This is a genomic window from Bullifex porci (genome assembly GCF_009695635.1).
In the GTDB taxonomy this organism is placed as follows: domain Bacteria; phylum Spirochaetota; class Spirochaetia; order Sphaerochaetales; family Sphaerochaetaceae; genus Bullifex; species Bullifex porci.
On sequence record NZ_VUNN01000004.1, the window covers coordinates 113,475 to 125,046 of the forward strand.

At 35.8% G+C, this 11,572-nt stretch carries 9 protein-coding genes and 1 pseudogene; 6 read left to right on the forward strand and 4 right to left on the reverse strand.

The window, feature by feature from the left end; all coding sequences use genetic code 11:
* Positions 1-27 precede the first annotated feature (27 nt).
* The 5 genes from dnaE to FYJ80_RS03680 are packed head-to-tail and all read left to right on the forward strand — an operon-like array spanning position 28 to position 7,465.
* Positions 28-3,480: a DNA polymerase III subunit alpha gene (gene dnaE, locus FYJ80_RS03660; RefSeq protein ID WP_154424775.1), complete on the forward strand. Its 3,453-nt coding sequence runs from the start codon at positions 28-30 to the stop codon at positions 3,478-3,480.
* Between the two features lie 8 nt (positions 3,481-3,488).
* On the forward strand, positions 3,489-4,079 hold the full coding sequence (locus tag FYJ80_RS03665) for a YggT family protein (protein ID WP_154424776.1): 591 nt from the start codon (positions 3,489-3,491) through the stop codon (positions 4,077-4,079).
* Positions 4,079-6,115: an ATP-dependent DNA helicase RecG gene (recG, locus tag FYJ80_RS03670; protein WP_154424777.1), complete on the forward strand. Its 2,037-nt coding sequence runs from the start codon at positions 4,079-4,081 to the stop codon at positions 6,113-6,115. Before FYJ80_RS03665 ends, recG begins: the two co-directional genes overlap by 1 nt.
* 1 nt (position 6,116) lies before the next feature.
* Positions 6,117-6,656, forward strand: coding sequence for a 16S rRNA (guanine(966)-N(2))-methyltransferase RsmD (gene rsmD / locus FYJ80_RS03675; RefSeq protein WP_154424778.1), 540 nt, complete (start codon positions 6,117-6,119; stop codon positions 6,654-6,656).
* A complete protein-coding gene (locus tag FYJ80_RS03680; RefSeq protein ID WP_154424779.1) occupies positions 6,653-7,465 on the forward strand; it encodes an acyl-[acyl-carrier-protein] thioesterase in 813 nt (270 codons plus the stop codon). The genes rsmD and FYJ80_RS03680 overlap by 4 nt, the downstream gene beginning before the upstream one ends.
* On the opposite strand, the gene FYJ80_RS03685 is transcribed toward FYJ80_RS03680, so the two are convergent.
* Positions 7,462-7,665 (reverse strand): SlyX family protein, encoded by a 204-nt coding sequence (locus FYJ80_RS03685; protein WP_154424780.1) that lies wholly within the window; start codon positions 7,663-7,665, stop codon positions 7,462-7,464. The two genes, FYJ80_RS03680 and FYJ80_RS03685, sit on opposite strands and share 4 nt — an antisense overlap.
* Before the next feature lie 101 nt (positions 7,666-7,766).
* Here FYJ80_RS03685 and FYJ80_RS03690 point away from each other — a divergent pair, with 101 nt between their 5' ends.
* Entirely contained in the window at positions 7,767-8,726 is a 960-nt protein-coding gene (locus FYJ80_RS03690) for a helix-turn-helix transcriptional regulator (protein ID WP_154424781.1), read from the forward strand.
* Between the two features lie 21 nt (positions 8,727-8,747).
* Here FYJ80_RS03690 and FYJ80_RS03695 read toward each other — a convergent pair.
* From FYJ80_RS03695 to FYJ80_RS03705, 3 genes and pseudogenes are all read right to left on the reverse strand, one after another.
* Positions 8,748-9,414 (reverse strand): annotated as a pseudogene (locus FYJ80_RS03695) (CatA-like O-acetyltransferase).
* Positions 9,415-9,448: 34 nt separating this feature from the next.
* Entirely contained in the window at positions 9,449-10,486 is a 1,038-nt protein-coding gene (locus tag FYJ80_RS03700; protein WP_154424782.1) for a M42 family metallopeptidase, read from the reverse strand.
* A 593-nt stretch (positions 10,487-11,079) separates the two neighbouring features.
* On the reverse strand, positions 11,080-11,514 hold the full coding sequence (locus FYJ80_RS03705) for a GNAT family N-acetyltransferase (protein WP_154424783.1): 435 nt from the start codon (positions 11,512-11,514) through the stop codon (positions 11,080-11,082).
* Positions 11,515-11,572: the final 58 nt, after the last annotated feature.

The window sequence follows — 11,572 nt, forward strand, 5'->3', positions numbered from 1 at the left end:
ATTTTAATATGTTATTATCTTTATAATATGGAAGAAGCAATAAACAACGTAGAACAGGTTAAGAAATCATCTTTTGTACACCTACATAATCATACAGACTATTCACTATTAGATGGTGCAGCTCCTATCGCAAAATATGTCGCTAAGGCCCAAGCAGAGGGTATGGATGCACTTGCAATTACCGATCACGGAAATATGTATGGTGCACTTAGATTTTACAAGGCCTGTAAGGCTGCAGGAATAAAGCCAATAATTGGCTGCGAATTTTACGTTAATCCAAAGGATAGAAGAGACCAACGTCCAAGTAGCGAGGGTAATAGATATTATCACCTAGTTTTACTAGCAATGAATGATAGAGGCTACCACCATTTGATGGAGCTTAATACTATTGCATTCACAGAGGGCTACTACTATAAGCCAAGAATCGACGATGAGGTACTTAAGAGCCATAGCGAGGATTTAATTTGTCTTTCAGCATGTCTTGCTGGTGAAATTCTACAGCTTCTATTAAAGGACCAATATGATTTAGCTAAGGAGCGTGCTCTTTGGTTTAAGGATTTATTTGGAGATAGATTTTATCTTGAAATGCAGGACCATGGTCTTCCTGAGCAAAAGAAGACTAACCCAATGCTCTATAAGCTATCAAAGGAGCTAGATATACCTGTAGTTTGTACTAATGATATTCACTATATAAATAAAAGTGATGCAATCGCACAGGATGTATTACTTTGTATTGGTACAGGCTCAAAGGTCCAGGATGAGAAGAGAATGAGGTTCCCTAATGACCAATTCTACTTTAAGAGTGAAGAAGAGATGGCAGAGCTCTTTAGCTGGTGTCCTGAGGCTCTTGAAAACACACGTAAGCTAGCTGATAGAGTTGATATCAACATTAAATTCCCTGGTCCACTACTCCCTGAGTATGAAATTCCAGAGGGCTTTAAGGATACTAAGGAGTATTTAGTATGGTTAAGCTATGATGGATGTAAGAAAAGATATGGTGAAGTTACTCCAGCCTTAAAGGAAAGACTCGATTACGAATTAAATATTATTCTTACAATGGACTTCCAGGGATACTTCCTAATTGTTCGCGATTACATCCACTGGGCTAAGATGCATGATATCCCAGTTGGTCCAGGTCGTGGCTCAGGAGCAGGCTCACTTGTTGCCTACTCTATTACAATTACAGATGTAGACCCTATAAAATATAACCTACTCTTTGAAAGATTCTTAAACCCAGAAAGAGTATCAATGCCTGACTTTGATATCGACTTCTGCTTCGAAAGAAGAGGTGAAGTAATTCAATATGTAACAGAGCACTATGGTAAGGATCGTGTAGGCCAAATATGTACATTCGGAACTCTTAAGGCTAAGGCTGTAGTAAAGGACTGTGCTAGAGCTCTAGATATTCCATATGATGAGAGTAACCAGATTTGTAAGCTCATCCCAGATGAGCCTAAGATGACAATTAAAAAAGCACTCGATGCAGAGCCAAAACTACAAGCGATTAAGGAAAGAGGCGGTGTATATGAGGAGCTATTTAACGTTGCTGAGGTATTAGAGGGTGGAAATAGACATACCTCTCTCCATGCTGCAGGTGTAGTTATTGGTAAAACTCCATTAATAGACTATGTACCGCTTAGCTATGATCCAAAGTCACACTCAGTAGCAACTCAATATACTATGGACCAAATTGAAGAGTGTGGTCTTGTAAAGATGGACTTCTTAGGGCTAAAGACTCTTACTTTAATTAAGCATACAGTAGATCTTATTCATAAGAAAAATCCAGATTTCGATATCAATAAAATTGATGAGCTCGATAAAGCCACCTTCGATATGCTTAAGAGAGGTGACAGCGCTTGTGTATTCCAGTTTGAATCTGCTGGTATGCAGAAGATTTTAAAGGATGCTCAGCCTAATAATATTGAAGATTTAGTTGCCTTGAATGCTCTATATCGTCCAGGTCCAATGCAATATATCGATCGTTATGTTGCATGTAAAAATGGAGTTCAGGAAATTGAATATGCAGACCCTGAGCTTGAGCCAATTCTAAAGAATACCTATGGAGTTATTGTTTACCAGGAGCAGGTAATGCAGGTTGCCCAAATTATTGCAGGCTACACACTTGGTCAAGCAGATATCCTTAGACGTATCATGGGTAAGAAGAAGGTTGAAAAGCTTGCAGAGGAAAAGGTCAAATTTGTTGCAGGTGCCCAAAAGCTTGGAAGAGACCCAAAGCATGCAGAGGATATCTTTGAAATGCTAGAGCCATTTGCTCAATATGGCTTTAACAAGTCACATGCGGTTGCTTACTCAATTGTTGCATACCAAACAGCCTTCTTAAAGGCTAACTACCCTAGTGAGTTCTTAGCAGCAAACCTTACAAACGAAATGAGTAACCCTGAGAAATTCAAGGAGTACCTTGCACTCGCTGATACAATGGGAATTAAATTACTACCACCTGATATCAACAACTCAGATAAGCACTTCAATGTTGTTGATAATAATATCGTATATGGACTTTCTGGCATTAAGAATGTAGGTGAGGCTTTAACAGGTATTATTGTTGAGGAAAGAGAAAAAAATGGACCATACAAGTCATTTACAGATTTCTTATCAAGACAGCCTGATTTAAATTCTAGAGCGATCGAAGCATTAATTAAGGCTGGTACCTTCGATTCTCTAAATATTAATAGAGCTACATTAATTGCTAACCTTGAGGATGCTATTGCATATGAAAAATCATCTCGTGAAACTACCGCCTATGGCCAGATTTCACTCTTTGGAGACGATATATCATTAGGTAGCTATGAGATGAAGGTTGTTGAGGAGTGGCCAAAGAGAGAGATGCTTGAGCTTGAGAAGGAATATCTTGGCTTCTATGTTTCTGGCCATCCTCTTGATAGTTTCAAGGAAGATATTGAGCGCTGTGTATGGGTCGATATCTCAAAGCCAGAGGAGCTACCAATTAATAGAAATGTCTCTTTAATTTGCCAGGTAATGAACTTTAGGGTTATTAAGACTAAAACTGGTGCAAAGATGGCTACCTATTCACTCGTTAATTACCAAGGAACCTTTGAAGCAGTTGCCTTTCCTAAGGATTATGATAAATTTGAAGATAAGGTAGCTTTAGATGGTATTTATGGCTTTGTAGGTTATTTTGATAATAAAAAGGATCCTACAAATCCACAATTTATCGTTAAAGAAATATGTGAGCCTTCAGAGCTAAAGACAGAGGCTATTTCCTCATTAGTTATAGAGCTTAATGAGGAGGAGTCTGCTGGAGAAAACTTTGAGATGCTCGCAAATGATTTAAAGAGCTATTTTGTTGACCATAGTGGTTCCCTTCCTGTATTTGCATATCTTGGTGAAAATAGAAAGGAAAAGATTAGATTCGGAAGAGAGTATTCTGTTAGCTTCTCTAAGGAGCTGAAAAAAGAATTAGCGGGATATCCATTGGTCAATTCAGCTTGGTTTGAGTGAGGTTTGATATGAATACTTTTTTGCTCGATATGGCAGCCTTTTTTGCTCGCTTGATATCTCTATATTCCTTTTTTATTTGGATAAGAATATTCCTCTCTTGGGTAAATCCTTATCCTAGAGAAGGCTCTCTAACCTATTACTTTGCTTTAATAGTAGATCCTTTTTTGAATCTATTTCGCTCAAAGCACTTTAGAGTAGGAATATTAGATATCTCTCCTATATTTGCAATTGCAGTACTTTCCCTACTTCAAAGCCTTCTTAAGCTATTTTCTGTATATGGAACTCTAAGATTCGGTTGGATTCTTAGCTTACTTCTGCAATACCTATGGTCATATGGAATTCAAATCTTTTTAATGTTTGCAATTATCATCATGATAGTAAGAACTATTGCAACATTTACAGGTTCATTTGCGCTTTCAAGGATTGCAACTCTTGCTGACCCATTAATGAAACAGGTTAGAGAAACCTTTTTCTCTAGACGCTTAGTAAAGGATACAACCCTTGCTTTACTAACCTTAGCAATATTAATTGCAATCTATGGAATGCTTAGCTTCATATTATCATACCTTATTTCTTATGCTATGAGGATTCCATTCTGATGTTTTTATCTGAGCTAACAACTCCTATCGAACGGCTACAGGGTGTTGGAAAGGTACGTGCTAACGACTATCACACAAAGCTTGGTGTCGATACCTTTAAAGACCTCCTAGCTCTTAGCCCAAGAGCCTATGAGGATAGGACAAAGCTCACATCAGTTAAAGATTTAAAAGCTGGTGAAAATGTTATTAATACTAAGATAAAGGTTCAATCACACACATATTTTGGTGGCTTTAAGAAGAATGAGAGAACACTCAAGGTAATAGTTCAAGATTTATCAGGAACTAGGATTTCCCTTCTTTGCTTTGGAAGAAGCTTCTTAGAAAAAACTCTTCAAGCAGGTTCTGTATGGTTTATTAATGCAACTGTTAACCAATGGAATGGAGAGTGGCAATCATCTGCCTTTTCTGTGTATAGAACACAAGAGGAAGCGGGTCTTGGAAGAGTAATTCCAATATATCCAATGGGTGGCTCATTAACTCAGAAATCAATTAGAAAGGATATTAACACTATACTTTCAAATAAATATTTAACCTTTGATGATGAACTCCCAGCTAGACTATATGAAAAATATGGATTAATGCACACAGATAGTGCTATTCGTCTTATGCATATGCCAAGGAGTATGGAGGAGGTAAGAGCTAGTAAGAGGACTCTTGCTCTCACAGAGCTTTTATTAATGGAAATAGCTCTAATGCGCCAAAGTTCTTATGAAAAAAGTAATAAAAAAAGTACAATTAGTGATATTGAGAAGAAGCTAATATCAACACTTCCATTCTCTTTAACTAAAGACCAGATAAAGAGTCTAAGTGAAATTAGAAACGACCTTGATAATCAAAAATCTATGAATAGACTTTTACAGGGTGATGTAGGCTCAGGAAAAACATTAATAGCATGGATTAGTAGTCTTCATGAGATCGCGAAAGGTCATCAGGTAGCCTTTATGGCTCCTACCGAGCTTCTTGCAAGGCAGCATGCTGAAAAGGCTGCAGAGCTTTTAGAACCACTTGGAGTTAAAATTGCTTTTATTACAGGGGACGTAAAGGGCAAGGGAAGAAAATATTTATTAGAGGCTCTAAAAAATGGGGAAGTCGATATAGCCATCGGTACTCATGCTCTCTTTTCCAAGGATGTAGTATTTAAGAACCTAAGATATGTAATAATAGATGAGCAGCATCGCTTTGGTGTTGAGCAAAGACTTGCATTAACCTCCAAGGGTGAGATCCCTCACCTACTTTTAATGACTGCCACTCCTATACCAAGAACGTTAGCACTAACAATGTTTTCGGACCTACAGGTATCATCTATACATACAATGCCTCAAGGTAGAAAGCCAATTACGACATATCTTGTTAAGGAAGAAAACCGAGAGAAGATGTATCAAACTATTGCTGTAGAGTTTAAAAGAGGTCACCAAGCTTACTTTGTATATCCCCGTATTGAGGATGAGGGTGATAGTGGCCTTAGAGATGTAAAAAATATGTTTACATACCTACAGAAGGAGTACCCAAATATTCCATCTGCCCTCATACACTCAAAGGTTCCTGAGGATGAGAAGATGCAAATCCTAACAGATTTTAGAGCTAAGAAAATAAGCTATCTTGTTGCGACCTCTGTTATTGAGGTTGGTATTGATATCCCAATGGCTACCTGCATGGTTATAGAGCATGCAGAGCGCTTTGGACTTGCAGCTCTTCATCAGCTGAGAGGTCGTGTAGGTAGAAGTGATTTACAAAGCTATTGCTTCTTAGTATATTCCTCTTCATTAAGTGATGACTCAAAAGCAAGACTAAGGGTAATGAAGGAAAGCACAGATGGCTTCTATATTGCTGAAAAGGATCTCGAGATTAGAGGTCCTGGTGAAATAGCAGGTGCTAAGCAATCGGGGTTCTTAAAGCTAAGATATGCTTCCCTAGTAAATGATATTGACCTAATAGAGATTGCAAAAAAGGAAGCACTTGAGATAATAAGAACAGATAAGGGCTTAATCAGCACAGAGAACTATATGCTGAGAATTAATATTGAACAGGAAGGATGAGATGAGAATCACAGGCGGAAAGTATTGTAGAAGAAATGTTGTATGTCCACCAGGTGTTATTAGACCTGCTATGGATAGAATGAGAGAGTCACTATTCTCAATCTTAGGTGATCTCTCAGGTCTCTCTTTTCTAGATCTCTTTTCAGGTAGTGGCTGCGTTGCTATTGAAGCAGCCTCACGTGGTGCAGAACCAATTCATCTCGTTGAGATGGATAGAGGGAAAAGAGAAACTATTGAGAAAAACTTATCATTTGTTGATGAAGAAAAGCATCTATTTATGATGGATGTAACAAGATATATTCTTACATCTAGCTATAAATATGACATTATATATGCCGATCCACCTTTTAATATGGAAGGTAAGGTAGAGCTAGCGAAGAAGATTGCTTCAAGAGAGATGTTAAAAGATCATGGACTTTTTATCATCCACTATCCTGAGGAGGAAAAGAAGCTTTGGCCTGAGGAGATCGAGGGCTTTAGCTTTAAGGATGAGAGAAAATATGGCCGTTCAATGGTACGCTTTTATGAGGTGAGAAGATGAGTTTTTACATCACTGATGATAATATCGGGCATCTAGATCACACTGTTATGACAAGTGAATCTGATTCATACAACACTACTAGACTTTCTCTTTACCAAGCTCTTGTACAAGAAATTGCAGGCCTACATGCAGATAAAAGAGGTGTAGGTATTCCAGATTTACAATCTAATGGTAAGACTTGGGTTATTGCACGCTCTAGAATGGAAGTGTATTACTATGGCTCCTGGAAGGATGAAATTGAGGTTGAAACCTGGCCACAGGACCCAATTGGCTTAAACTGCCCTAGAATAGTAAGAGCAAAGGATAAAAATAGTAACAGACCTCTATTTTTTGCAAACACTAAGTGGGCTATCATTGATACTATTAAGGGTAGACCATTAAGACCCAAGGAAGTAACAGATGCTTTAATGCTACCTCCAAAGGAATTACAAATCGATGCAACTCTTCCAAATAACCTAGAGCTAATAGAGTCTTCAAATGTATTTATTAAAGAGTATGTACCTACAATTCACTTTCTAGATACAGACTTAAACCATCATGTTAATAATTTATCCTATATAAATTGGATATTAGAATCCCTTCCTGAGGAGTTCATGGACCAATTTAAACCATCCTTAATTGATGTTAGGTGGATAAGGCAAACCTTCAGAAAGGATAAGCTAATTGTTACAATATTTGCAAAGGATAGTAATGAGCTATCAAAGCAAAAGCCTGAGCTTTATTTTAAAATAGAAAGAATTAAGGAGGATGGCTCAAGAGAGGATGTCTTTGACGCCATCACAGAGTGGAAAAGTAGAGATTCATTCTAATAATGTGGGGGCTTTCTATTAGGTCTTGATGGAGAGCCCACCTCCTCTATTAGCTCTTCAAGCTTCTTTGTAACCTGTAAAAGCTTGATATTCATAGCATCTATATTTTTCTGTTGCTCAATTACAACTTCATTTAATTCTGCAACCTGTGCTTCAAGGTACGATACCTTTATCTCAACCTGTTCCAATTCTTCGTTCATATAAAACAATTTTATTACTACTTCTTTTATTATGCAACAAACCTTGTTGCTTCTTGTTGTATTAAAAAAATATGATATACTAATTTTTATCGGAGTATTTTATGAAAGGTGAAAGAGTTGCACAATTAGAGCTATTACTACGCTCTCACCCAGAGGGTTTAAGAAGAGCAGAAATAGCAAGAAGACTTGGTGTTCATAGATCAACTATATCACGATATGTTGAGGACCTCTCTGAGCATATCGATGTTTATGAAGAGAATAATCTAATTAAAATTAAGCAAAAGGAAGAGGATGAAAATATTGCTCTCTCAATATATGAGTCTCTAGCCTTCAACCTTAGTGCAGAGGTTCTTATAAATAATAGTGAGATTCAATCACCACACCTAGCCTCAGGTTTAAGAAAGATAGCAATGAACATGCGCTCCTATGCACCAAAGATTAGTGACAACATGCTAATGGTTGCAGAAAAGATAGACCAAGAGGTGCAGAAGAATAGAAATAAAAATACTAAATATAACGCTATATTAGAGGTTTTAATCGATGCTTGGGTAACTGGTAGAATTGTACGTATAGAGCTATCAGATAACGATGAGATCGAGCTTGCACCATACTTTATTGGCTTTAGAGATGAAAATAAAACTAGACAGCCAATTAGTGTAACAGGTCGTCTTAGACATACTAAAGAAATTATTACACTCGATATTACAAAGATAGTAAGTGCTACTCTTCTTGATGAAACCTACACTATCCCTGATAACCTAAAGCCATTTAAGATGGATAAGGAAAAGGAAGAGTCATACGATGCTATTGATATGGTTCCACTTGTACTTGAGCTTCAAGAGAAATCTGCATTAAATGCCTTTAGAAATATTATTCATGGTGATATTAATATCGTTAAGGATGAAAACAATAAGATAAAGTGTTCCTTTGAGGTTGAAAACTCAATTGAAGTAATGATGAAAATTTTCCAATGTGGAAAATCTGTAAGAATTATCTCACCTGACAGCTACAGAGAAAAATATCTAAATTACCTTAAAGAAATTATTTCGATTTATAACTAATTATCGTTGTGGGTATCTTATTTACCCACAATTTTTTTTACTTAGTTCATCCATCTCTATATTCAATGTGTCAATAAAGCATTTTATGTGGTATCCATCTGTTGTTGCGTGATGACATGTCATAGAAAGAGGCATGATTAACTCTCCATTTCTATTTACTATCTTACCTGCTTCTACAGATGGAAAAATAATACTCTTTATTCTCAAATGAATGCATAGCAAAATGATTAAACTCAACCCATGGAATAGTAGAAACGGTATATGCATTTTTAGGAGGAATTCCATTACATAATATTCCATGTACATCACCATATTTCTTTTGGTTCGTGATATAGCTTTGATAAAAAGTTAAAAAATCATCTGAATACTCACACCACATAAGAGAAAAGGTTTTATCATCGTCATGAAAGGTTGCATATAGTGGCGTTAAGGTATCGTAATAACCAAGTACTCCATTCTCCTTTGCAATCTTAAACTCTTTTTGTTTATTTAAGCTCTTTGTAACTACATACGAATAAGCAAGAAAGAATTTTAACTTTTTATCTTCCATTGCTCTTTTAAGCTTAGTCACATTAATTTTAAAGGTTAACGAGTACCCTGTTGGTGCAATTGATGAAAAATAATAGAAAATTTCTCTTCCATTCCAATCATTAAAATCGATAGGTGTAAAGTTTATTTTCTCCTTCACACCTATCGTAATACCAAATATTAATAGCTAAGCTCTACTCTTGGTAGAATCCCATAAGTAGCTTAATTAGCTCATAATAATCAAAAAGAGAAATAGATGAATTATGAGAATGAGCATGGCGAGTTGCAACCCCTGTTACTACACACTTTGATCCTCTTCCAGATTGAGACATAGTAACAGCATCTGTTCCACCACCAGTTCTTATTGCCTCTTGTATAATAATACCATTTGAGGAAGCAACCCTTCTTAAGCTATCAAGTACATCCCTTGAACCAATGTGAGATGGATCAAATATTCTTATGTGAGCACCTTTTCCTTCTCTTGTTAATGGATGAGCTGGACCTGATGGCATATCATCTGCAGGAGCACCTTCAACAACAATTGTGATATCAGGATGGATATAATTTTTTAAAACAGCAGAGCCTCTTTCTCCTACCTCCTCTTGAGTTGTGAAAGCAAAAATAACAGTATTATTGCACTCTTTAAAGGTCCTTATTAATTCAACTAAAACAGCACACCCTATTCTATCATCAAAGGCTTTAGAAAATACTCTATCTGTTTCTTTAATATATTTAAAAGGTGCAACAGGAACTACCAAGTCCCCAATAGCAATACCAAAGCTCTCTTTTACATCTTTATCATCATTTGCACCAATATCAACAAATAGCTCTGATAAATCCGGAACATTAACACTTTGGTTCTTCTTAATAAAATGAGGAGAGATTTGACCAATAATTCCATAGTGACGCTCACCTTTTTGATTTATTACCTCAACAGGTGATGAAGGAAGTGTTAACGTTGACCAACCTCCAAGACTAATTAATCTCAAATATCCTGTTTCAAGGATATCTGAGACCATAAAGCCAATTTCATCCATATGAGCACAAAATAAAATAGTTTTACCATCCTCTTTACCCTTAAAGGTATATACTAAGTTTCCTATATTATCTTGACTATACTCAAAGTCCTTTAATTCTTCTTTTATTATTTTCCTAACATCATCCTCATAGCCTGGTAAGCCAGTTGCTTGAGAAAGCTTTTCAATTAATCTTAATGAGTATTCTTTATCCATAAGAGTAGTATATCACACAGTTATAATAATAGCTCTTCCTCTGAAAAATTATTCTTTTTTATAAACATTACAAAATAAATTGGAAGATAAATTATTTTATTCTTTTGCTTTATCTCTCGTCCTGAACAAAGAACATATGCATATTCGATATTATATTCTTCTTTACTAGTAAAATTACTAAGAGCACTATGAATAGTGTAATTACAACCACGAGAATATGTCAGAAACCCTAAATCCCACAAAATTTATGATTGAGCCAAGAAAATTAATGTGTTTTCATATGAATCTAACTTATTTCCAGCTACTAAGCTAAGCTTTAAATATAAGTCATTAATATCATTAACAACTGCAAAAAGGCTTTCACCAACCTTTCTTATTATATATGTTTTCCTACCTGTCTACTTCCATCAACTAATATTATTTCTTGTTCTTTATTTACAAAATGTTGTTCTATTACGTTATATATTTTCCTTGCAAGCATTTATTACTCCATACAAGAAAATATTTTCATAGCTGAAATGACTTTTCCATATATTTTAAGCTCAAAAATCATGACTTTTCCATATATTTTTAGGGAGGAAAGCATGACTTTTCTATAATTTTAGGAGAAATTCTTGCACAGGGTATCCAAATTCTTCAGTTAGTTTACCTTCCTTAAATCCAATATTCTTATAAAAGGCTCTAGCTGAAAAACCCTTGCTATCACCTTCTCTATAGGTTGTAACAATTACTTCACGATTTCTATCAAGAAGAGGAAGCATATATTCAATCATTTCTTTTGCAATATGCTTTCTTCTATAAGACGGATCAACTGCTAAAAAGCAAATCATATTTAATTCTTTAGAAAACAATAGTGTTCCTACTATTTTTTCTTCATCCTTAGCACAGATAGCTTCTTTTCTTTCTATAAATTCAATTACAGTTTTTCTATGCTCATCCATCACAAGGCCAGGAAATAAATCCTTTACCTTATCAACAAGAATCATCCAGGAATCAATATCTAAATAAGATGCAAAATCAATTTTCATAAAACATATATCTATAAAAAAGGGAGCTCCGAAGAACTCCCTTTATAGCTAGGTAAAA